This window comes from Roseobacter sp. N2S (genome assembly GCF_031454055.1).
In the GTDB taxonomy this organism is placed as follows: domain Bacteria; phylum Pseudomonadota; class Alphaproteobacteria; order Rhodobacterales; family Rhodobacteraceae; genus Amylibacter.
In genome coordinates this window covers 59,684-83,067 of record NZ_JAVDQB010000016.1, presented here as the reverse complement: position 1 = coordinate 83,067, position 23,384 = coordinate 59,684, and the positions used below count along the sequence as shown (strand labels likewise).

General features: G+C 56.4%; 19 protein-coding genes. 2 read left to right on the top strand and 17 right to left on the bottom strand.

Annotated elements, in window-relative coordinates; all coding sequences use genetic code 11:
* Positions 1-55 precede the first annotated feature (55 nt).
* From GGE09_RS22385 to GGE09_RS22370, 4 genes are all read right to left on the bottom strand, one after another.
* Positions 56-2,386, bottom strand: coding sequence for a S8 family peptidase (locus GGE09_RS22385; RefSeq protein ID WP_235602401.1), 2,331 nt, complete (start codon positions 2,384-2,386; stop codon positions 56-58).
* Positions 2,387-2,402: 16 nt separating this feature from the next.
* On the bottom strand, positions 2,403-3,383 hold the full coding sequence (locus GGE09_RS22380) for an AAA family ATPase (RefSeq protein WP_064224187.1): 981 nt from the start codon (positions 3,381-3,383) through the stop codon (positions 2,403-2,405).
* Positions 3,384-3,574: 191 nt separating this feature from the next.
* Positions 3,575-4,087 carry an SMC-Scp complex subunit ScpB gene (locus tag GGE09_RS22375; RefSeq protein ID WP_235602403.1) on the bottom strand — a complete coding sequence of 171 codons (513 nt, stop codon included), beginning with the start codon at positions 4,085-4,087 and terminating at the stop codon, positions 3,575-3,577.
* A 122-nt stretch (positions 4,088-4,209) separates the two neighbouring features.
* Entirely contained in the window at positions 4,210-5,172 is a 963-nt protein-coding gene (locus GGE09_RS22370; RefSeq protein ID WP_064224186.1) for a DUF1403 family protein, read from the bottom strand.
* Positions 5,173-5,297: 125 nt separating this feature from the next.
* Here GGE09_RS22370 and GGE09_RS22365 point away from each other — a divergent pair, with 125 nt between their 5' ends.
* Positions 5,298-6,407 (top strand): tyrosine-type recombinase/integrase, encoded by a 1,110-nt coding sequence (locus GGE09_RS22365; protein ID WP_064224185.1) that lies wholly within the window; start codon positions 5,298-5,300, stop codon positions 6,405-6,407.
* 87 nt (positions 6,408-6,494) lie between these two features.
* Here the strand turns inward: GGE09_RS22365 and repC are convergent, their stop codons facing one another.
* The 12 genes from repC to GGE09_RS22305 all read right to left on the bottom strand — a co-directional run bounded on the left by repC (position 6,495) and on the right by GGE09_RS22305 (position 21,907).
* Complete coding sequence (gene repC, locus GGE09_RS22360) at positions 6,495-7,589, bottom strand: plasmid replication protein RepC (protein WP_064224184.1); 1,095 nt, start codon at positions 7,587-7,589, stop codon at positions 6,495-6,497.
* 225 nt (positions 7,590-7,814) lie between these two features.
* Positions 7,815-8,792, bottom strand: coding sequence for a plasmid partitioning protein RepB (gene repB / locus GGE09_RS22355; protein ID WP_064224183.1), 978 nt, complete (start codon positions 8,790-8,792; stop codon positions 7,815-7,817).
* The gene (repA, locus tag GGE09_RS22350) at positions 8,792-9,994 is read right to left on the bottom strand and encodes a plasmid partitioning protein RepA (RefSeq protein ID WP_064224182.1); all 1,203 of its coding nucleotides are present in this window, start codon (positions 9,992-9,994) and stop codon (positions 8,792-8,794) included. Before repA ends, repB begins: the two co-directional genes overlap by 1 nt.
* Positions 9,995-10,347: 353 nt before the next feature.
* Positions 10,348-11,262, bottom strand: coding sequence for a DUF2493 domain-containing protein (locus GGE09_RS22345; RefSeq protein ID WP_064224181.1), 915 nt, complete (start codon positions 11,260-11,262; stop codon positions 10,348-10,350).
* A gap of 307 nt (positions 11,263-11,569) precedes the next feature.
* Positions 11,570-12,610: a toprim domain-containing protein gene (locus tag GGE09_RS22340; RefSeq protein WP_064224180.1), complete on the bottom strand. Its 1,041-nt coding sequence runs from the start codon at positions 12,608-12,610 to the stop codon at positions 11,570-11,572.
* Entirely contained in the window at positions 12,607-17,010 is a 4,404-nt protein-coding gene (locus GGE09_RS22335; RefSeq protein WP_064224179.1) for a strawberry notch-like NTP hydrolase domain-containing protein, read from the bottom strand. The genes GGE09_RS22340 and GGE09_RS22335 overlap by 4 nt, the downstream gene beginning before the upstream one ends.
* 109 nt (positions 17,011-17,119) lie before the next feature.
* Positions 17,120-17,752 carry a hypothetical protein gene (locus GGE09_RS22330; RefSeq protein ID WP_064224178.1) on the bottom strand — a complete coding sequence of 211 codons (633 nt, stop codon included), beginning with the start codon at positions 17,750-17,752 and terminating at the stop codon, positions 17,120-17,122.
* A gap of 116 nt (positions 17,753-17,868) precedes the next feature.
* Positions 17,869-18,342: a DUF6915 family protein gene (locus tag GGE09_RS22325; RefSeq protein ID WP_064224177.1), complete on the bottom strand. Its 474-nt coding sequence runs from the start codon at positions 18,340-18,342 to the stop codon at positions 17,869-17,871.
* Position 18,343: 1 nt separating this feature from the next.
* Positions 18,344-18,727 (bottom strand): DUF6878 family protein, encoded by a 384-nt coding sequence (locus GGE09_RS22320; RefSeq protein ID WP_064224176.1) that lies wholly within the window; start codon positions 18,725-18,727, stop codon positions 18,344-18,346.
* 76 nt (positions 18,728-18,803) lie between these two features.
* Positions 18,804-19,097 (bottom strand): hypothetical protein, encoded by a 294-nt coding sequence (locus tag GGE09_RS22315; RefSeq protein WP_064224175.1) that lies wholly within the window; start codon positions 19,095-19,097, stop codon positions 18,804-18,806.
* A 119-nt stretch (positions 19,098-19,216) separates the two neighbouring features.
* Positions 19,217-19,597 carry a DUF3768 domain-containing protein gene (locus GGE09_RS22310; protein WP_064224174.1) on the bottom strand — a complete coding sequence of 127 codons (381 nt, stop codon included), beginning with the start codon at positions 19,595-19,597 and terminating at the stop codon, positions 19,217-19,219.
* A gap of 117 nt (positions 19,598-19,714) precedes the next feature.
* Complete coding sequence (locus tag GGE09_RS22305; protein ID WP_064224173.1) at positions 19,715-21,907, bottom strand: ParB/RepB/Spo0J family partition protein; 2,193 nt, start codon at positions 21,905-21,907, stop codon at positions 19,715-19,717.
* A gap of 223 nt (positions 21,908-22,130) precedes the next feature.
* On the opposite strand from GGE09_RS22305, the gene GGE09_RS22300 reads away from it, so the two are divergent.
* A complete protein-coding gene (locus tag GGE09_RS22300; RefSeq protein WP_235602399.1) occupies positions 22,131-22,286 on the top strand; it encodes a hypothetical protein in 156 nt (51 codons plus the stop codon).
* A gap of 8 nt (positions 22,287-22,294) precedes the next feature.
* Here the strand turns inward: GGE09_RS22300 and GGE09_RS22295 are convergent, their stop codons facing one another.
* On the bottom strand, positions 22,295-23,347 hold the full coding sequence (locus GGE09_RS22295; protein WP_064224171.1) for a 3-carboxy-cis,cis-muconate cycloisomerase: 1,053 nt from the start codon (positions 23,345-23,347) through the stop codon (positions 22,295-22,297).
* Between the last annotated feature and the right edge of the window lie 37 nt (positions 23,348-23,384).

Genomic DNA, 23,384 nt, shown 5'->3' with positions numbered 1-23,384 from the left:
TCGGCCACCTGAGGCCGGTTACAGGGTAACCATGTTTTGACCAAAAGGGTACAGATCACGTCCGCAGACGAGGACGAAGCCGCGCATAGAGCTGAACACCAATTTGGTGTTCAAGTTCAACCACGATAGCAAACCTTTGGCGCAGCTCATCTGTTGCCCAGCCCCCCATACACCTGACGACAAGGTGATATTCATTGCCATAGTCCAAGGTGTCTTTGGTGAAGGTGATTGAGCCAGTTTGCAGCGTGTTGCCACCACGTTGCGTCTTGCTAGGCTTCAGATCACAATCGTATCTTGGCGGCATGTCAGGATGCGTACTTTCCTGTCCGGCATGGCTGCGGAAGAAATTTGAGATGTGATCAACAGGGCAACCGCGGATGAGTCGAAAATCCATCTTTGTGCCCAGATAGTCAGCGCGTGTTCTGCGCACCGGGGGATCATAGGCCAAAGAGATGCGGATGGTCCGCTTGCCACCGGTCTGAAATTCCACAGGAATAGGAATGCGGTAGATTGCGAACTTATCGATATCGAGTTGATCTTCGGCAAAGTAGATAACGCGATGATCATCCGAATAGACCGCTTTGACAGGATCGACCAAGCCGTTACCTACGACAGAAGCCGTTTCCAAGGCGTCCATCGCCTGAAGCCGCGTAGTCATTTCATCTGGAAAGGAAGCGGCACCTGCTAAGAGCGCGCGAACGAGATTGGCTGACGCTTCCGGGAAACGCTGCAGCAACAAGGCCGCCTTGCGTGCAAGAAGAGGGGTCGCAATCGAGGTCCCACTTGCGGACGTAAAGAGCTGCCGAACGAAGTCATGGTTGAGCGTGGTAATACCAGCTTCCGGCACAATGGGAGCCGATTGGAGCGACCGTGTGACCGCGCTAAACAGCATCGTACCGCCTAAATCAGAAAAATCGGGCTTCGTAATGCCCCCAGCTCCGGGACCGGCCCGGGTAAAGGGGGACGGCTCATTTGGGCCCGCCGTGATCGCACGCACATGTGCATCATCCCTGTGCTGTGCAGCAAGTCCGCTCCCATGAGAAAGCGAACCGACAGTCACTACGTTTGCGGCTCCTGAAGGCTCGAAAATGCGGTTGGCTTCTTCGAGAAGGTACTGAGGGTACTGAGTGACACCTTGCTCAACTACATTGCCACCACGGGGAGACCGGTTACCTGCTGACACAAACACCAGAACATCAAGCTCACGTGCAAGTTCGTCCAGTGTCATAGCCCAAGGTCCGACCCGTCCGCGCTCAAACCAAGATTTCTTGTCCCCAAGCGACAAGACAAAGATCCTGCAACCATACCGTTCGTTGAGACCCCGGAAGACCGTCCGCATTAGATTTGGCAGTGTTCGCCGGTCATAGAACTGCCCGTCGTCTGTGATAATTTTTGCGGAAACCAACCGCACTGACTTCCGAAGCTGCCCGCTTGCTATTTGGTCTCTCAGATCGCCAAAGACTGCCGCCCCACCGACTTTGGTCCCGTGACCCCAGATATCTGCTGCTGAAAGGCCTGTATCGAAAGTTTCAGATGCAATGAGGACATCTTCCAGCAGTGGATGCGCATTGATACCGCTGTCAAGCACAGCAACGATTGGCGCATCGGGTGACACTGGTTCAGCAGCGGGAAGGTCTTCAAGCGCCATTTCAACGACAGGCTGCGCCTCAAGATCTGGCTCGGGGGGGTGGTCGATTAGTGCGACCTCAGGCACAGACAATACCGGTCGCAGGGCTTGTCCTGGCGCTTGGACCCGCATGATGGTCAGGGACGGCCCCACGTAGGTGTCGAAAACCTCTCCGTTGCGGGCCTCAACAAAGGCCCCGATTTCTTCGGCCTTGCGGCGACGAGCCGGTGCACCTGCAAAGTCCCAAAGCTCAATGTCCACAAGATAGATTTCGTTGTCCTGAAAATCTGTAGCGCCGGTGAAGCCGCGCTCGAGCAGGCGGATGCCAAGCCGATCCCTTGGCTCAAGCGTGGATACGCTTTCGATCCGGTCAATAAACCCCGCAAAACTGCGGTCTTTTTGACCAGCGGGTTTTGGGCCCGCGTAAGCTGCAAGCTTTCTGCGGAATTCTGTCAGTTCCTCGGTTGAGGAAAACAGCACCAAGGTGTTATCATCGTCGCTTGAGAGCAAGCGAAGCCCAACACCTTCCCAGTCGTCCTCCATCGACATCCCATTCATCTCAACCTTGAGGATCAGGGACGGATCTACGAATTCTACCGGTCTTTGCAAGCGCTGCGTCTGGATCGCGTCGTCGACCTCAGCGCTTACCCCTGTCCCATGTCCTTGCGTTCTGCCCGGCTTGGGCGGAGGGCGACCGGTTTTGCGTCGATCAAGATTTTCTGGCAACCGAACAAGCGGCAAATGATCATACTGGGGCAAGGGTACTTACCGAGATTTAGGTGCCGAGCCGTTCAGTACGCTTTGCGCGACGTTTGGCATCATCAACGGCAATGTTGAAATGACGAAGAGACACAGTCTTAGCGCGTCCCAAAATTGAGAGCTTAATGGATTGGGTGCAAATCTTATCGAGTTCAGCGTAGGAATAGCCTTTGACCGTAGAGGCCTGTTCTGCCGGAACGAAGTCAGCTTTGACGTTTTTGAAAGCGTTGGTCAGAAACTTCCTTGTCATTCTCTCATCAGGTGCGTCAAACCAAACGACCTCATCAAACCGACGCCAGACAGCCGGGTCGAGAGATTGATCAAGGTTGGTCGCAGCCAACAAGAAACCGCTTGGTTGTATCTGATCAATGAAGAGAAGAAGACTATTCACAACGCGGCGCAACTCGCTGTGTTCCCCACCGTCGTCGCGTGACCGCGCAATCGCATCAAATTCGTCGAGAAACAGGACGCAGGGTTGACGGCGGGCAAACTCAAAAATCTTGCGAATGTTTGTGGCAGTCTCGCCAAGATAGGATGACATCAGACGATCAAGTTGCACAACAAAGAGAGGTAACCCCAGCTCATGTGCGAAGACCTCAGCACAAAGTGTCTTGCCGCAGCCAGGCGGTCCACAAAACAGAAGCTTTGAGCGCACAGGTAAACCATGCTGTTTGATCTGGTCGGATTTCCGGAATTCACGCAAAAGCCCAGTAAAAAGCCGTACGTTCTCTGTCGACATTAAGATGTCTTGCGCAGTCCGGTTTGGCTCAATGCGCTGAATAAACTCACTGGCTTCATCGGGAAAGGGGATGAGAGGGGCAAGCCCTTTGGCCGGAACGCTGTGCCCAAGATTCTCGAGCGTCTTTCTCAAGGTCCGTGCCAGGACGTTGTTTTTCTTCTTTTCTTCCTCACCGATGATCTGTTCGGCGACTGCACGAAACGCATCCTCTTGGCCATAACTGGCCAGAAGTTTTTTCATGAGTTCGCCGCGTGCCACCTGATTTTCTCCTCGTTTATGGGAAAATCTTAGCCCACACAGATACAAATGACCATAAAAACCTGACGGAATAGCTCTTACAAATGAGCCAGAATTGCGGCTGCATCAATGGCCGGATTATGCCCAAAGGTTTCAGCGTTTTCCATTGACTAAGTTTACCTTGATCTATCTGGCCCTGGATCAAATTAAACTTACTGCTCACCATTGTCTGCAACAGCCAAATCCAACTCTGGTAAGTCCCGCAGTGTCTCCAAATCGAACGTCACCAGAAACGTCTCAGTCGTGACAAATGTATGTGGCGCGCCCGCGCGTGGAGCCCTTGGTCCACTGGCAATCAGCTCCTTGAAGCGGAGCCGCGCGAGCAGATCGCGGCTCACGTCTTTGCCAAAGATGTCCTTCAGCCCTGCCCGATCAATCGGCTGATGATAGGCGATCGCGCAGAGCACGCCCATCTCCATCTCAGTGAAGGCCATCGACTGGTCGCCAAGGTCTGCCGCCGCCTTGATCACATCTGCAAACTGCGTCTTGGTCCGGAACATCCATCCTCCAGCAACCTGCGCCAGTTCATAAGGCCGACCAATCAACTCCGTCTTAATATCCTCAATCAGCATCTCAACCGAGGCCCCCTGCCCCACCACGCGTGCCAAGTCGTCATGGCCAACCGGCGTGCCACTGGCAAACAGAACCGCCTCGATCCGCCCCATCCATTCGCGCCAGCGCAGCTCTTGCGGCAGATCTTCAAGCTCACGGTCAAAGACGCCTTCGCGTCCGGCCTCCTTCGGTCTTGTGTGCTTTTGTTTGGCTTCGGAGGTTATGGCGGTGCGGGTCATCGCACAATCCCATACAGCCGGAACGTAGCCCGTCCAGTGAGCTCACGCGCGACGCCCAGTTCGACGAGCCGATCACAAAACCGGCGCGCAGCGCGATCGGTCATCGGAATGGTGCTGCCCTGGATTGTTGGTGACAGCATCATTGAAGGCCCAATCGCATCTTCAGTAAGGAACAACGCGACGGCCGCATCAGATCCTTTGGCGCGCAGCTTCGGAGCCGCGGCCTGCAGCAAAGTCGCCCGCGCTGCCAGATCGCGCGCCAAGCGGATCGTATCTTCGATAGACATCAACAGGCGCGCCTGAACTTTCAGATCCGCCCCCTGCCCTTCTTCAATCAGGTCGCGCAACATCTTTTTCGTAAGGTCTTGTGCCGTGACAGGCAGCAGTGACATCCAGTTCAATGCCCGCGCAAGGACAATATCCGAGAGCAGACAGGCGATCTGCTCCGCCCGATCATCCATTTCCAGAACCGCGCGCATCACGGCAATACATCCCGCCAACGGTCCATGGGATTTTGCGCAATCGGCACCAACCCCTATCACCCTCAAGACATCATCGGCAAACGCCGCGCCAACCAAGCTTTGCACACCGTCGTGCCAGTCCCGCCCCGTCAATTTGAGACGCGCCGCATCTCGCCAAAACGCCAAGATATCACCATCGGGGCCGCGTGCCTCTCCGGGCGGTGCCAAGTGGTAAGCGTCGCGGATATCAGCCTCTCGGGCAAGACGGCCTTCGAGTTTAGACGTCGCCGTGGCCGCTCGTAGTGCAAGCTGGTTGGCCAGCAGTTTAAGAGGCACGCCTTGGGACGGATCGCTGACCAGTTGATTTAATACCGTGAGCGCTGCTCCAGACCGAAATGCCACAGTTTCAAGGGTTTCGGCACGTCCAGAGGTGACCCAGCCCGGCAGCTTGGGTAGAGTGTTCACGTCGTCAGAGACAGTTGCGGGCTGATAGGTCATGCCGAGACACTAACTCGCCACGGCGCTTAATTCCAGTAAATACCACTCAAACCGCCCCACCTTACAGCTCTTTGATATGTCCAATAATGTTGCATTATCGGACATAAAAAGATATGCTCCACGACATGGCAGAAAACACCGAGAAATCGAGCTCAGAGTCAGCAAACGGGTCTTCAATCAACGAGGACAACGAGAGCGACGCAGGGCCCAGTGAGGCTCTCGCACTTCCTTCCTCTGTGGCCGGCTCCGGCGCACTTGACCGCCTTGTGGAAACCGCCCGCGACTACGCGCGCGCAGCGGCCTCGGAGAACACGCTGAAAGCCTATACCAAGGACTGGGGGCATTTCACGCGCTGGTGCCGGATGAAGGGTACGGAACCACTGCCGCCCTCCCCAGAGATGATCGGGCTCTATCTCGCGGACCTGGCGTCCGGCTCTGTCCCCTCCCCTGCCCTATCGGTCAGCACCATCGACCGCCGGCTCTCAGGCCTCGCGTGGAACTACGCGCAGCGGGGGTTCACCCTCGATCGCAAGAACCGGCACATCGCGACGGTGCTGGCCGGGATCAAGCGCAAACATGCCCGCCCGCCGGTGCAGAAGGAAGCGATCCTTAGTGACGACATCCTCGCGATGGTGGCGACCCTGCCCTACGATCTGCGCGGTTTGCGGGATCGGGCCATCCTACTGCTAGGTTATGCTGGCGGGTTGCGGCGATCCGAGATTGTGAGCCTTGATGTCCACAAAGACGACACCCAGGAGTCTGGTGGTTGGATCGAAATCATGGATGGCAAAGATGGGGGTGGCGCCCTGCTCACGCTCAATGCCAAGACTGGTTGGCGCGAGGTGGAAATCGGTCGTGGGTCGTCTGAGCAAACCTGCCCGGTGCATGCGCTGGAACAATGGCTGCACTTTGCAAAGATCAACTTTGGAGCTGTGTTCGTGCGGACCTCACGCGATGGCGAGAAGGCACTGGAAGCACGGCTTAACGACAAACACGTCGCTCGCCTGATCAAGTCCACAATCCTGAAATCTGGCATTCGATCTGAGCTGCCCGAGAAAGACCGCCTCGCCTTGTTCTCCGGCCACTCCCTGCGTGCCGGTCTTGCCAGTTCCGCTGAAGTTGATGAGCGGTATGTCCAGAAGCATCTTGGCCACGCCTCGGCCGAGATGACCCGCCGCTATCAACGTCGACGCGATAGGTTCCGGGTGAACTTGACGAAGGCCGCAGGGCTTTAATCCTGGCGATATTGAGTGAGCCGCTGTTCTCACGAAGGTTGGTTATATGATGTCATTGGTGGATAATTGTCCGCGGACAATTTTGACTTACGCGGCATAACCTTGAGCAACAGCAAGACGACGAACTAGCCTTTCAGGACTAAATCCTTCGCTTTTTGAGCCAGTAGTGATTGAGCGGAAGTAAGCACCGACCGTCTTAATTTTATCATGGAATTGTATAATCGCCCAAACTGTTGCAGCTGCCCTTAATGCACCAAGTCGCAAGTGCGCTGCTTCATAGCTTTGGCTGGAGATCCCTATCATCGGAGCGAGCGTTCTAGCGTGAGCTACCACATCATGAACTGTTTCGATCCTTCTCAGTGAATATTGGCCAGCTTCCGGGCAAGCGGCTAGCAATTCTAAAACAGTAATTGGTGTCTCTGAAATTGCATCGGGTGTTTCTTTTTTTAGAGCGACCTTCTCTTTATCAATATGTTCTTTATTTGACTTATGATGGTGCCGGACAATTTGACCGGCACTGGCGGTCAAATTTGTTGTCAAAATGGTAGTTTGATCATCTGTTGCCTCAGCTTCAACTTCGGCAATTGTTAGCTCTGAGAGGATGCGTACACAGTCCTGGAGCGTCAATTTGCGACGGAGGGTACGGAATATGTTCAAGGCTGTCTCATCGTGGGGGTTCTGTACCAGGCTTGCATTGGCGGCAGCGCGAATTTTGGCCCTTAGGTAATCGATCTGCTCTCGTTCTCTTAGAACTTCGGCGGCCATAGCTGCAATCTCGTGGAGGCGGCTAAATAGTGGCGATAGGTCGAATCCAAACCGTAAAGCCTTGCCTTCGTGGTTGTTGTGTTTGGTGAAACGCTTCCGATTTGGACTGTCACGACGAATGAGCAACCCTATTTCTTGCAATGTTGCAGCATGGCGTCTGATCGTCCGGTCTGAAATGCCATTGCGTCGAAACGTAAGTGTTGCGTTGGATGCAAACACCGTGTGGTGATTGCGCTTTGGTGCGAGGCACGAAAGCATTGCATCAAGTGTTGAAATTACAGATGCGCTTAGGCCCAGGCGCGGAGCTGCATTGCGAAGTGTTGCTACGACTATGTGACGCTCTGGAATGGAATTGTCCGCGGACAATATTTCACTGGTCCGCATCCCGTTGGGTGCAGTTGTTTTGGTAAATGCCATGTTTTTTCACGACAACCTGATGTGAAAGGCACCAATATCTCTGAAAATCAGAAAAAAGGCCGCAAATCATCGGCAACCGAATCGGTTGTTGTTGACTGGCACGGAGAAGCTGGTAAATCTGAAAGTGCAAAGAACAGATTGGGCTCTCCTAGGGAAACCTTGGGGGGCTCTTTCTTTTTTGGGTTGTTGGTCGTGCTCCTTTTTTAGTGTTACTGCTCGATATTATCAGTCAGGCGTTTGTTCTGACTGCCACGCCTCATAGAGACGCGTAAGCTCAGTTTCTGCGTTGTTACGCATCCACTGGGCAAATTCTGGGGCATCAGACTTCGACAGCTTAAACGTCAAAGCGCGCGCCGTTTCCTTCACCTCAGCCAAAGCCGTTCCATCGGGGTGTTTGATGGATAAAGTAGGGGAGGCGATTGGCCTGTCAGTCGCTTTAGATTTGAGCGCCTGAGTTATCGCGGCACTGATCAATCCAAAGCGATCGTCGGAGGTCATGGCGAGGTCGAGTCCAAGCGATGCGGCAATCTGCTCAAGATCGACGCTATCGCTGCGGGACTGATCCGCGAGCTCTTCCCAACGCCTCCGTCCAATACCATGGGCAGAACCAATCTGTTCAATGACTGACTTTGGAATGGATCGTGCAACTTTTGTCATGCGCGATAGCATTGGCTTGTCCACTGCGAGGGCATCAAGAATGATGGCCTGCTCGTAGCCGCTAGTGGCCAGTTCAGCCGCAAAGAGCGCTTTTTCAATGAAGCTTGGGTCCAAACGCTGGGTGTTCTCTTGGCCCTGTGCGAGAATAGCCTCTTCGTCGGAAAGAGTCCTAACAAGTGCCTTTGCAGGGATGCCAAGAGATCGCAGAGCCCGCAATCTGCGGCGACCATAGACAATCTTGTAATGTCCTGGTTTGTCCGCGATGGGACGCACCATAATCGGTACTTGTTGTCCGTGCACCTTGATGCTCTCAGCGAGCGTTACGACATCCGTATCAGTGAACGAGAGACGGTCTTTGGGGCCGTTCTCTTCGATAACATCGACGGGAATTTCCCGCACCGCGTTGCTCGCAACATCTTTCAAAGTGGATTTCACGCCGCTCATAGCGCCCGTATTCGGAAAACGTGCCTTTTGTTCTGCCGACGGTGCCACAGTGCTGTCCGCATCTGGTGGGGGAGGGGGTTGGAATAGGTTTCTACGCGCCATTAGTTAGTTTCCCTTCCCCACGCTTGCTGAATTGTCTTCTCGAACTCATCTGCGACGCCGTTCACGCTTTCCATGATGCGAACGAGCGTCTTCTTCACAACTTGCGAAGGTTCCAGTTCGTAAATGGTTTGCTGGGTCATTCCCGCGTCTGAGATTGCGGTAGATTTGAGCATTGGCGTGGTCAAAACTTGGTCTAGGAGGATGGATCTGAGAAAGCCCGCCATCTGTGATTGAGGCACATCTGTCGGTTCATATCGGGCGATCAAGAACTTAAGAAAGTTCCAATCGATAGGCCCCGCCGCTTCTTCAAGCGTTTGGACGGTTTCCCCTGCCATTTCAAGGAATTGGGCCATGGAAGCTACATCCAACATGCTTGGAACGACCGTTATCAAAAGGCCTGTTGATGCCAACAGAGCGGTCATCGTTGTAAAGCCCAGCTGTGGCGGGCAATCGATGATGACCAGGTCATAGTCCGCCTCAACTTCGTCCAACGCGATCGCAAGGCGCTGAGTGAAGGGCGGGTCAATCTTGTGCTGAAGTGCGTAGGCCGTTTCGGTTTCGTACTCTGATAACAAGAGACCCGCCGGAGCGAGGTCAAGGTTGTGAAAATAGGTCTTTCGAACGACTTGGCTAAGCGGAACCGGGTCTTCGTACTTGAGGGCATCGTAGATAGTGCCGCTTTCTGCAAACTCGATCTCAGGTCGATAGCCAAACATTGTGGTCAGGCTGGCTTGTGGGTCCATGTCGATTGCCAATACGCGATAGCCGCGCAACGCGTAGCGTTGGGCCAAGTGGATGGCACTTGTCGTTTTACTGGAGCCGCCTTTGAAATTCACGATTGAAATGACTTGAAGGGTGTCGTTCTCGCGTCGTCCAGGAAGATATGTCTCACCGTTTCGACCAGTTTTGGCCATGACATGGCGGATTTGATCGATCTCTTCGGCTGAGTAGAGCCTGCGACCTCTGGTATCAGTCTCTACGTCAGGGAAATCGCCCTCCTGATGGCGAGTCCTGAGGTTGGACATGCTGATGCCTGTAAGTTCAGAGACTTCAGCAGGATGAAACTTGCGGAGCGCTTTTCTACTATCGGGCTGAAAGCTATTGCGCATATGATTGTTAAGCGCTTTCGACAAGCGGTCCGCATTCGAAGCAATCGATGCTGCGATAGAGTTGGTTTGCGCGATGTTTGCGTTCGAATTCATACTGCCCTCACGACCTCTTAGTGGATCATTTGTGTTTCGTCGCTAAAGCGCGTGATTTACGATGAGTTGCGACAACTGAACTCATGACACGCAAGTTATCCCCAAGCAACAATTTTTTGCGCTCAGCTAGTTTCGAAAGAGAGTTTCCATCTTGAGAGGCGGGCGAAACTTCGCCCTAAGGGGTTGTTAATTTAGGAAATATTGCTTTTTGATTGGCTGACCGCAATATATTGTGGAGACTGGAACACGAGCCCCTATTGGTTGTCTAAACATCTAATTGTCGAATCGGAGGAATTTTTGATCAGTTCATCAGTTTTGATCAGCGTCTTTCAGGTACATGGGGATGGATGGGCCTAAGCCCCGATCCGTTTGACCCGAATACCCAGCTTGCGCGCCTTATCGACGATATTCTCAGTGATGCCTGACCCAGGCGTCGCGATCAGCCCTTGAGGCATCGTATCCAACATCTTGTCATTGCGCTTGAAGGGGGCTGCCTTTCCGTGGCTCTTCCAGTCGGGTTTGAACACCACCTGCGTCACGCCGCGCGTATTTGCCCAGCTCGCGGCAATCATCTCTGCACCTTTGGGCGTGCCGCCGTGCAAGAGAACCATATCGGGGTATTTCTGATGGGTGGCATCAAGGACGGCCCAGATCAGATCATAGGCCTGATAGTCCCCGCCGGAGAAGGCAATGCGGGTGCCTTCGGGACAATGCACTTCGGTCTCTTTGCGTCGCTTGGCTGACAGGAAGGCCCGACTGTCCACGACTGCAGATGTCAGACCCTTGTGCGACACCCGCGATCCGGCACGGGGCATCCAGGGCGAACCTGTTGCGGCGGAAAAGTGGTCACAGGCCAGATCGCGCATTTGCTCGAAGGCGTCACGATGGTCCCAGAGTTTCAGCCCGATCATCTGCAGGCGTTCCAGCTCGACCGAGGCGACCTCTGAGCCGTCCTGGCAGGCCATGCTTTCGCGGACCTCGAATTCATTGTCATCAAGACGCTTTTGGATGTGGGTGAGGCGGCGATGAAAGAGGGAGGTGAGTGACCAGAGCATCTCTTCGAGATTGTCTTCCAACTGGCTGTCATTAAGCAGGCCGATGGTGGTCTCAAAAAGCGTCGTCATGGCGAGTTCAACCTGATCTGGCTGGGGCAGGGGGCGATGATCGGTTTCACCGGGCCCTGGCTTTGCGCCATGTAGGGCAAGGTGATCGAGAATGGCTGAGGTTTGGCCGATACCCTCTGGGTTGGTTTCTGATTGCTGTGGCATCTTTGGTTCCTCTGTTTGATCTGACCCGATTTGGATGGGGCGATAACAGGACCGGCGGCGACCGGTTTGCATCCGCAAGGATCGCAGCGCAGCGGAGAATGCGGCCGTGGCAGAAAATTGATCCCGCGAGGAATGACCCGCTGTCTTTGGCGGGGCAGGGGAATTTTCTGGTGCGGGCGGATTGCTGGCCGGGCGAGGGGCACTCAGCCCCGACCCGTTGGTCCATCGCTCCCTTCATCCAAACGGGATCAGATCGAACCTCTTGGAACCTTTAGCCACGGCGGAAACTTCCCCGAGGCTGTTGGCCTCAGCCCTCACCTTCTCCGAGACCTTGTTCTTTCATGGCCTTGAGCAATGCCTGTCGCAGCGCATCCTTGCCATCAACTAGCAGATCTTCGTTGAAATCCCCCAGCCTTGGCACGAGATCCCCGACGATCAGGCCCTGCGGTGCCAGTCGGTTGCGCAATTGAAGCGCTGCGCGTTCGCCTGCCGCGTCATTGTCCCGCGCGATCCAGATGCGCCGCACACCCGATGGTGGAATGAAGAGACCGAGATGCGTGGCTGTGAGACAGGAGGCGAGGTCAGATTCGGGAAGGGCCGTGCCGACCGAGAGGGTGTTCTCGAGACCCTCGCCGACAATCAGATCGGCGCGATCTGCCCCTGACCAGAACCGAATGGCGTTGCCGTGTAACTGGCCCAATATCCGCTTCGGGCTGTCGATGTCTGCAATGCCACCGGTGAACGGGTCCAGATAGGTGCGCGCGCACCCGGTGATCTGTCCCTGATTGTCCGTGATCTTCGCGAGGAGGGCAGGGCGCTGTTCTGGTGGAGCGTCCTCGCCCCTGCGCAGAAAGACCTTGGGGTGATAGCGCAGGGCCGGCCCGAAGCGCGAGATGGCGCGGGCATGGAGGTATGCGGCGGCGACAGTGCCCAGGATCGGCCTGCTATAGGAAAACAGTTTTCGCGCCCGTGTGATGCGTTTGCTGGATGCCGCTGCGGGCTGAGCGCGAGAGCGGGCAGCACTGTGTTCGATAGGGCAGGGGACCGCGCCAAGAAAGCTCTGGGCTTCGCTCAGGGTCTCCTTCAGCGACAGGGATCCGAGTTTGGCGTGCAGAAGATCAATCAGATCGCCGTATTCACCGCTTTGATAATCCGTCCACCCACCCGCCTTTCGGCCATCCAGTGCATGCAGACGAATTGCAAGGCTTTGACCGGCGACGCCTGAGGTGTCACCGATCTGCCAGTAGTTGCCTTGCTTGCGCCCTTCGGGAAAATAATACCGACAAAAGCCTTCGGCGCGACCTGCCAGATCGGCGGAGAGGTCTGCCACTTTGCGGCTGTTGCTCATGACGCGCTACCCGCCACATTGGACCCAACAGGGTATTTAGCGAGGACTTTTGCCAGCACTTCCCTTGATCCCACCGGGATAAACGCCCGTGTCTTCCATTGGATCACTTCGGTGAAACAGCCCAGTGCCTTCACTTCAGGCAGCGCCGATCCCGTCACACCCATCACCTCAAGCCGTGGCTGCCCCATGACCATCGAGCGCCGCAGTTGAAACCCATTGACCAGTTTGAGGGTGGCCCGTTTGTCCATCACGGCACGCAGCACCTCATCAGGTTCCATCTGCAATTCGCAATCAAGCCGCAGTCGCGCATAGACATTGATCAGCTGGTCTTGGGTTACCAAACGTCCGACCGCGCGTTCTCCATCCGTGGTTTGCAAGCGGTAGATCCGCATATTGTCGGCGGGCAGTCGATCCCAGATCGGCAGAAGCAGTCCACAGATCAGCGTGATCTTTGACGTGGAGAACTCCGGCACTACATCGACCTCAGCCTGCCAAAGCTGTTCAAACATCGCATCATCCACCTCCTCCCAGTTCGATTTGGCGAACTCACTCAGCGCACATATCTCATTTGCCACCGGCCGCAGCAGTTTGACCCGCAAGATGGGCACACCGTCCTCATCCATGAAGGCAGGCGCATTGGTCATCAGGCCAGCGCGTTTCGAGGCTTTGTTCCAATAAAGCCGCGCCCCATCCATCTTTGCGCAAATGGCTTTTACCTTGGCGAGGGTCAGCGGGTCGTTGCGGTCCGTGCGTTCAACTGTCAGCGCTGTAGCGGTCGCACCCGTTGCCTCATGCTCGAAGATGACTTTGCGCTCAACAATCTCGAACTTCTCGGCCCGCAGAGTTTCCAGTCCGACGTCAAGCGTGCCCGCCTGGCGCGCATCCTCAATAATTGCGGAGAGGAAAATGCCGAACGCGTCAAAGATGGCGTCCTGCATCTCAATGGTCAGGGCCAGACAGCGATTGAGGAATTGCTGTATCGGCGGCAAGGTCTCTTTCATCGACCCGTCCGCGTCATCAAGCGTCAGACCGGTCATCTCCTGGAACCGCGCATATGAACAGGCATCGATCTTGCCAGCTCGCAGTTTGTAAAAGAACTGCCGCAGCGCCGCGCGGGCATAGGGACTTTCAAGATTGTCCTCGGCGCGGAACATGTTCTGGCCGCCGGTTTCACGCTGGCCTTTGGTGATCGCACCGAGTGTGTCGAGGCGACGCGCAATGGTGGAGAGAAACCGCTTCTCGCCTTTGACGTTGGTGGCCACGGGTCGAAACAGCGGCGGCTGCGCCTGATTGGTGCGGTTGGTGCGCCCCAAACCTTGGATAGCATTGTCTGCCTTCCAGCCTGGCTCGAGCAGGTAGTGCACGCGTAGGCGCTGGTTCTTTGCGCCAAGATCAGCGTGATAGCTTCGTCCCGTGCCACCCGCATCTGAAAACACCAGAATGCGCTTGGTGTCATCCATGAAGGCTTGGGTTTCGCCTAAGTTGGAGGAGACGGGGCGGTTTTCGACTTTGAGGCGCCCCTCAGGGGTGCGCACGATCCGGCGTTTACGCCCCGTGACTTCAGCCACCACGTCCCCGCCAAAGTGCCAAAGGATTTGGTCCAACGCACCTTGCACGGGTGCGAGCGCACCAAGATGCTCGATTAGATCATCCTTCCTGCGCTCCGCCTCGCGGCAAATCACCGGATTGCCAGTGGCATCAAGGGCTGGTCGGGAGCGCAGATCACCGTTCTCGTCGGTGTAAGGTTCAAACAGCTGGATCGGAAAGGAATGCGCCAGGTAATCCATCACATATTCCCTCGGCGTGATGTCGACCTGCAGATCGTGCCACTCTGACGGTGGGATATCGGCAAGACGGCGTTCCATCAGTGCCTCACTGGTCGAGACCACTTGCACAACGGCAGAGTGCCCCACCTCAAGGTCAGCATCGATGGCTTTGATGAGCGAGGGGCACTTCATCGCCGTGATCAGATGGTTGAAAAACCGCTGTTTGTTGCTCTCGAAGGCGGAGCGCGCCGCAGATTTGGCTTGAGGGTTTAGCGTGCCCGTCTCAGACGAAATACCCGACGCCTCAAGCGCTGCTTCGAGATTGTTATGAATAATCTGAAACGCCTCAGCATAACTGTCATAGATCGCCACCTGGGCCGGTGAGAGGTCATGCACCAGCATGTCGTATTCGACACCTGCATAAGATAGGGATCGCGCGAGGTAGAGCCCAAGGGCTTTCAGGTCGCGCGAAATCATCTCCATGGCGGCGATACCGCCCGCCTCCATTGCCGAGACAAACGCGGCGCGCGTCGCAAAAGGGAAGTCACCTGTGCCCCAGAGCCCCAAGCGCGAGGCATAAGCTAGATTGCCGACGACCGTGGCCCCAGTGGCCGAGACATAAAGAACACGCGCGTCTGGAAGTGCATTTTGCAAATGCAGCCCTGCGAGACCCTGCTGCGACGCCTTCTTGTCACCGCGCGCCGATGTCTCGCCAGCCGCATTGGCCATCGCGTGGCTTTCATCAAAGGCGATGACGCCGTCAAAATCAGCACCAAGCCATGTGACGACCTGAGCAAGACGCGAGGCTTTGCCGTCCCGCTCGGCGGAGCGCAGCGTTGCATAGGTTACAAACAGGATACCTTCTGCAAGCCTGATATCGCTCCCTTGGCGAAACTTCGACAAAGGCACAATGTCGCTTTCCCGCCCCCCAAGCGCCATCCAGTCGCGCCGCGCATCCTCGATCAGTTTATCGCTTTTTGAAACCCAGACCGCACGTTTACGTCCCTTGAGCCAGTTGTCGACGATGACACCCGCAACCTGTCGTCCTTTGCCGCACCCGGTGCCATCCCCAAGGAACCAACCCTTGCGCAGACGGAACGCACCCTCATCCTCTTCGGAGGCCGCAACAAGCTGCCCTGCGATCTCACCCTGCCGAAACCAGCCCTTGAGATGCGTCTCATGGGCATTGCCCGCGTAGATGACACTTTCCAGCTGCGGCGCGGACAGTACGCCATCTGTAATCAAGTGTTCGGGTAAAATTGGATGATAAGAGGGCAGGGGCGGCGGCACGGAGGCCATGGCGGCGGATTGCACAAGCGCTGTTGGATGGGTGGCGGCATGTTCGATGCTGATCGCCTGAAGGGTATAGTCCTCATAGACCGTGTCTTGCAGCGTGCCTGTTGGCTCACTCCAGGGTTTGGGCAGGTAGTCGAGCGATGCGGCCTCAACACTGTCAAAAGGATGTTTGGCGCGTTCCACGGCGATGGCGCGGGTTTCTTGGCGGGCCGCGTTGCGCAGGGCGTTAACATCGAGGCGTGATGGCTGCTCTGGGGCGATCTGAGCCGCACCGATTGGCGCATTGGGTCCGTCAGTGGGACGCTCGGGGCAATGCTTGAGAACGGAAGCGAGTAGTTCCGCCGTTGTTTCGCAAATCGGGTGATAGGCGCAGCCCATGTCGGTTACGCCCGCCTCGACGCCGTCCTCGCGTTTGTCGATCACAGTGAGGCGCGTGTCGATACTGGTTCCATGCCGCGCGAAGACCTTGCCCGCGACCGCTGCCGAGAAGACCACGTCTGCGACCTCCCCAATATGGCGAAACGTCGATTGATTGCTTTTGGTCGCCGGGCTGAAACTCTCGCCGGTGATGACCACCATGCGGCCACCCGGTGCCAGTCGCGCCAGGGCGGACAACACATGCTGGCTGGTCGCCTGACGGTATTTACCATCGACATGTTGCGCGGCCGAGAAGGGTGGATTCATCACGATGACCGAGGGCTTAATCGCGCGATCCAAACGATCATCGATCGACGCCGCGTCGTTATCTGAGACTTGCACCTCAGGAAACAAGTGACCGAGAATATTGCGGCGGGTCTCCGCAAGTTCATTCAGCGCGAGGCGCGCGCCGGAAATCTGCGCAAAGATAGCAAGCATGCCTGTCCCGGCCGATGGCTCCAGCACCAGATCAGTTGTTCGGATGTCGGCGGCCTGTGCAACAATCGCCGCGAGGGGCAGGGGTGTTGAGAACTGCTGCAACCGCACGCTGTCCTCAGACCGCCGTGTATGCGACGGCGCGAGGGCTGCGAGACGTTCAATCATGGAGAGGTAGGCTGCGGGGGATGTGGCGTGGTGCTGCATCACTGCGCCGTAACGCGACAGCATCATGATCTGGGCAACCTCAGCTGCATCATAGGCATCCTTCCAGATCCACGCGCCTTGGGCATCACTGGATCCAAACGCCGCCTCCATCGCGGCGCGGAGCATTTTGGCATCAATAGGTTTGCCCGCTTTGAAATGCATGAACAGCTGTTCCGCTGCGCGCATCAAAGATTTGGCAAAATCTGGGGGAGGTGGTGAGGTTGGGGTTTCTGCGATTGGGCCAGCGGCGAGGGCCGTCGTCTTGGGATGAGCATTCATGGGCGTTCTCCGGGTTGGGGTTTCCCCCAGCCCGCGCGCACTCTCTCACCCGGGAGGGGTCACCCCTCCCGCCCTGCCTCTGGCTCTTTTTGGCAAGCAGATCGCGCCGTCAGGGCATCGGAGCGGCGGCAGCGTTCTGCTCCATTGATGATGAGAGGCCAGGACGTGGAATGGCTGCGCGAGCCTCTGGCAAACAATGTTCCTCGAAATCTCCGACAAAGCCCCAACAGGCGTCCACCTCTTCGCCGTCCACCTCGACCGTGTATCCGTAAATCCTGCCACCGAGGAAATCGTCATAAGTCTCGACTTCTGATCGCAGCATATCTTCCACGCGCGCTCGCAATTTCTTGGATACGCGCATCACGCCAAATTCCTTCCACACATCGTCGAGTGTGACATAGATGAACCCAACCTGACCGGAATCCCAAGGACAGTGGAACCCCGTGGTGTTCATCGCCAGGCCGGAATGGTCATAGAGATAGACGGGGAGAATTACCGCCCGTTTCTGGGCCAGTTCCATCAAACGCCGGAACGAATGGTCTGTCTCATCGGCACAACCGGCGAGATCGCAAAGGAATGCGTGAGGATCACCAAATCTGTGATCATCGCCCAGAGTGTAGCGTCGATGCCAACAGACCATCGTCCCAAGGTTGCACCAGTCTCGCGGGCTTTCCGCGTCCTCGTCATGGTAGATTCTGATCGTATGTCCGTGATGGACCTCTTCGTGAACCGGATCGTGCATGGAAATGTTCCTTTATGCCAGACACAGCAAACCCGCCAACAGCCAAATGGGCAGGGCGGGTTTGTTGCATTTTGTTTGAGGTGGGGGTTGAAATGGATGCGCGTCGAAGCGCTGGTTTATACGACCTTGCTGGACCGCATTTTGACACGCTGAACACTGTGCCGCAGCAACCAGTCTTCATAGCCAAGGATGGTCCGTTGGGACATGACGGCCGCGATCCACGCCGCTCGCGGATCACCAACCATCGCCTCTAATGCTTTATCAATATGCCCATTGGCCATCCAGGCCTGAGGTTGAATGCGCCCCAGCCAATCGGCGAGGGACGGGATCTTTCCCCGACAATCCTCTTTGACGTGCTGTTCCCCAATCCAGCGGATCGGAATGGTCGGGCCCGCGCTGTTGGTCAGGGTTAGTCCAAACATGCGTTGTGCCTCAAAGACACCTTGGGTGTGATGACGCAATGCCCGGTGGGTGAAGACCGCAAAATGCTCCTTGCTGGCGTCAAACCAATTATGCACGTCCTGATAATCCTCAGGCGCGCCACCAAAGCGACGCGCCGAACTCTCGGCGTGATGTAGCGGATGTGCCATCTCATAAATCCTCGTATTCGGTGGTGGCGGATTCCACGTAACGATTGCTGTGGCTGATGGTGATCTTGTCGGTCTCGAGGTTCCATTCCAACGAGCCGTATCCGCCTTCGTTGTTCTCAAAGCCGGGGTTGAGCGCATAGGCGAAGTCCCAGGCGAAATCTTCAACGCGGCGGTTCACTTCGGTATCGAGTTTGATTTCCGTCGGAGTCGGCGTCACGTCTTCGACATTGCCGGAATCGCCATAGCCTTCGTATTGCACTTCAAGCAGCGTCGCGCCCAAGGCGCGCAGCTCCGTGAGAAGCGCTGTTCGGGTTTCAACGCGGGCCGCTTCGGCCTTCTTTTGCGCTGCCGCATATTGCGCGGCGTAATCAAGTGTCTGTGTCATGTGATTGGTCCTTTGAGTTTGCGTCACGGCGGTCTCCAAGGCGAAGACCGCCGACAGTTGGATGGAATTTGCGCGTCTATGCGGCGTCTGGGTCTTTCGCCTTCGTGCGCTCCTCAAGGTTGAAATAGAGGTTCTCGGTCGCTTTCTTGAAGCCGGGCGGTTTGCGCGCCGCGAGGCAGCGCACCGAAGCGCTACAGCTTTCGCCATGCGCCATCGCAAAATCGGTAATCTGCGCGATCAGGTCATCCATGCCCGCAGCCTGGACGTGTTTTTCGGGGTAGCTCGCCATCATCGTGAACTGGGTCACAACGAAGCCGCCATCGCGATGTGCGGGGTAGAGCGTGATCTTATAGTCGCGTGATTGTGCCATTTCTGGGTCTCCATGACGGGCGACACGGAGGTATCCCGTGTGCTTGGACAACCCGTCAGAGCGAAAGGACCGCCCTTTGTGCAAGGGCGATCCGAAAGGGAACTGGTTTGAGCGTTGAGTCAGTATTCTGACGGTAGAAGCAGGGTCAAAACGCGGCGGGTTTGCTCAGGATCACTTGGATCGGGGGAGCCGTATTCGTAGTTCACGTCATAAGCGTCAATTTTGAACCAGACCGTGGTGCCAAGAACCTCGACGGCTCCAAATTCATGAAAGCCGTAGGGATCGTTGTCTGGCGTGAAGGCTTGAAACGCCGCAACGGCCCGCGTGGCGGCAAGGCGCGCATCTGGACCCAGTGCCATGACGCCTCGGGTCATCACGAACTGTCCTTTCGGCGTATTCTCAGTGTCATTGAAAAACAAGATCGACCCGCGAAACGCGTCGTTTTGGGCTGCGATCTTGGCTGTGTCGTCAACTTGTGCGTCTTTAAGTAGGGCTGCCATTTGGTCTCTCCGCGGCGGGCCAGCCGAACCATTCCGACTTTTGAAACCCGCCAGACGGAAAGGGCCGCCCTTTGTGCAAGGACGGCCCAGTCAGAGTTTACGGTTGGAATGGAGACCTTAAGCCGCGTCGTCGGTCATGAAGGCGGGGAGTTCGTCGGCCTCAGCGTCGGAGTTCGTGCCATTGCTCGCCGTTTGTGCGTTATCAACTGAGGAGCCAGCCTCACTATTAACCCCGGCTTCGGCGATGACGCCTTCTTCACTGACAACATCCACGAATGCCATCCCATCGGGCAGCCAGCACGATGTCTTGGTCGCTGTTTCGACATCGAGACCTTCCGCCTCCATCGCGTTTTCGGCAAAGGCCCGTTCCATCGCGGCCGCGATATCGCCTTTGCGCTCCCGCGCACGTTCTTCGGCGTATTTATCGCCAATGAGCTTACGTGCCGTAGATACAGCATGGGTTTTGTTGACCCTACCCCAATAGGTGGTCGCCGTCGGGCGCCAACAGGCCGCCACATCAACATCAAGACGCGCACCAATCTCCTCAATGATCGGGGAGGGGTGATTGTCAGACAGAAGCTGCGGCTTGATCGCCAGACCCACGGCCCAGGCAAAGAGCGCCTGTTTGTCAGCAATAGGGAGGGCTGACATCGCCCGAAAATCCTCAGGTTTCTCCAGCTCCATCCAATCGATCGCCAAGTCGCGCTCCAATGCATCAAGCATCTTCTCGGCGACGGTATCCGTGTGCAGCGCTTCGCGGTTGAGCGAGCGGAACGGATCGATGGAGACATTAAGCGCTGCAGTGCCATAGGCATGCGACAAAGCCTGTTCGCAAAGCGCGTAGAGCATCGCATCAAAAGCCACGTCATAGTCTGCCGACAAATGCGCACGCAGGATATGCTGGCGCGTTGCGCGCAAATCATCCGCCAGACTGGCCGAAATGCCGTCTGCTTTGCGCAAGGTCGTTGCCGGATCCGAGACGGGCACTGGCGTTGATGAGGTCGGCGGCGTGACCTGAGGGCGGGCAGGGGCGTCCTGATCACCGTCTTCTACAGCATCTTCACCGGCAACGGGTACAGCTGGGATGTCCTCAGGCCGCACCAAACCCTTTTCGACGCGCAGCAATCCATCATGCGCGATGGTCAGCACACAGCCTGCGATGGCTTGATCCTCGATGGCATAAGGCTGACGTTCTCGCTGCAGCACCTCGATCTCGCGCAAGCGTGGCTCAATGGCGTAGTATTCTTCGGTCTCCGCGTCGCTCCAGTCTTCACCGTCGTTCTGGGATGCGAGTTCTTCTTCACGCGCCATCAGGCGAGTTTCTTCGGCGAGCAACTCAGGATCAGGTTCGATGTCCTGCGGATAAACCCGCCCAAAACTACGAAACGCGCCGTAATCCACCGCAAGATGCACTTCGACCCATTTCCAACCCGCCGCGAAGGGTTTGGCCGCCACCTGCAGCTTCTCCACCGCCAGCCGTTCCAACAGTTCGGGGTTTTCCATGTGAGAGGAGGCATTGTCGTCAAAGAGGTCACGCAACAGCACGCCGCCAGCCGCTTCATAAGCTTCAACACCGACAAAACGACCAATGCTGGAACTGGCCGAATGTGCCATCTCGGTCAGGTGACGTTTGATCGACTGCGGATGAATGTGATAGCCGTCCTTCACCGTATTCCAGATCGCCAATTGTCGATCATGGTCATCGGTCAGCGTGAAGGCCATCACGCATTCCAACGTGATTTCATTGGCGCGAAACTGTTCGATGATCTCGGGCGCAACACGGGCCAGTTTAAGGCGGCGGCGCACCAGATCGACCGAGACGCCGAACTTCAGCGCGATCTCGTCTTCACTGCGGCTCTCGCCAATCATCTTGTCAAAGGCTTCGAACTGATCGGCAGGGTGCATGGCTGCGCGCTGAAGGTTTTCTGTGGCGGAGGTGACGACAGCGTCGCGTTCGTCCTCGATCAAGCACGGGATTGGATGATCCGTTGGAATTGCCTCGTCTTCAGCAAGCTGTTGCAGCGCTTTAAGGCGGCGTCCACCTGCATCCACTGCGAAACTCGAATCCGAGGTCGCATGAACCACCAGGTTCTGTTTGATGCCATTTTCGCGAATGCTGGCCAGCAGTTCGGCGTCGTCAGCGGCATTAGCCGCGACTTTGCGCACATTGAGCGGGCTGAGCGACAGCTGGTTGAGGGGGATCATGCGAATGTCGGAGAAACGGGATACGCCGGTTGCTTCGGGTGCTGACTGCTTTGCAGGTGTCTTTTTACGGCTAGCAGCCATGGATTTGGTTGTGGTCTTGGCCATGGGGATGGTCCTTTCAGACCGGGCCCGGATGAGACTCTCTCTATCCTTTCAAGCCCGGCATCCGGGCTTCCCTTTCTCTGGCTCTCTGTTTGCAGCGCCCTGATTAACAGCCCCATCCGACGTCCAATTTCCAAATCAGGTGCCCTTTGACGCCGTTAAGGCCGGTTCCAAATCAGGCATCGATGAATATTCGGCCCGCGCATCGGAGCGGATTTGGAAGGCGATGCGGTTTAGTTGGCAGATGACCACCATGTTGCACCGGTTCGACGGTGAAGACGCCTTTGCCGAACAAATTCGCAAAGCCTCACTGGCTCACCTTGCGGCGTCGGAAACAGCGCGGCGCGACTTGGCGGAAAACTACATCGGGCTGCCGTTCTAGCGCGTAGCTTAATCACTGCCCAATCGGGTGATATTCTGAGACAGGTCGATAGCTACGGTAAGCGCCCGCGCCGTGGCCATCGCCATTTGCGGCAATATCATCCACTCCAACGCCCAAGCCGCGCCCGAACGTTCCTGTTCATGCACCATGGCGTGGTGCATCGCCGAGACTTGGGTTGCGTTAAATCGTGCCAGCGTGACCAATAGTTCTGCTGCGACAGGGTTTTGTTTATGGGGCATTGCCGACGATCCACCACCGCGAGACATACTAATTTCCTCGATGCCCTGTTGGGACATCAAGGCAATATCCTGACCCACCTTGCCCAGCGTTCCGCTCACTAGCGATAGAAACGAAGCATACTCAGTCACGCTTTCGCGCATAGTGTGCCACGCTTTATTCGTTGGTGCGAGGCCAAGAGATTTGGCGACCTCGGCGACAACCGTATCGGCCTTGTCACCAAGCGCCTTGCGGTCGCCCGACGCACCGCCGATCTGAACCTTTTCGGTCTTTGGACGCAGCATCTCCAACCGATCCAAATGCCCTTTCAATGGACAGTGCCATGTCAATATCCGGTCGCGCACGGTGATTTGGGTGGCGGCCTGCATTCGGGTGCGCCCCATAAGTGGCCTGTCCCCGAAACGGGCCTCTAGTGCCATTAAATGTGTTTCCAAATCGGCCAACCGAGCGGCAATCAGATCTGATGCCTCGCGCAGGGTCATCGCCAGCGCCGTGTCGACCACATCTTGTGAAGTGGCACCTTTGTGCAGGGCATCGGCAGGCGCAATTGCTTGCAACTGTTTCACCAAACGCGGAACCGGAACGCCGTCTTGTGCCATTCCCGCTGCGATATCTGCATAATTGACCTGTGCTGTTTCGATCGCACACGCGGCAGTTTCGGCCCTAGTCGGGTCAAATAGCCCAGCCGCTCCGCAAGCGCGTGACCACGCCGCCTCGAAGGCGAGCATGTGCGCCATTTGCCTTTCGGGCGAAAATACTTCGCCCATTGCGAGATCACCAAATAATCCCGAAAGCCATAGGTGATTGAAGGCAGATACAGTCATCGCGATTTCCTAATCACGTAAAAATGGGGCGCATCAT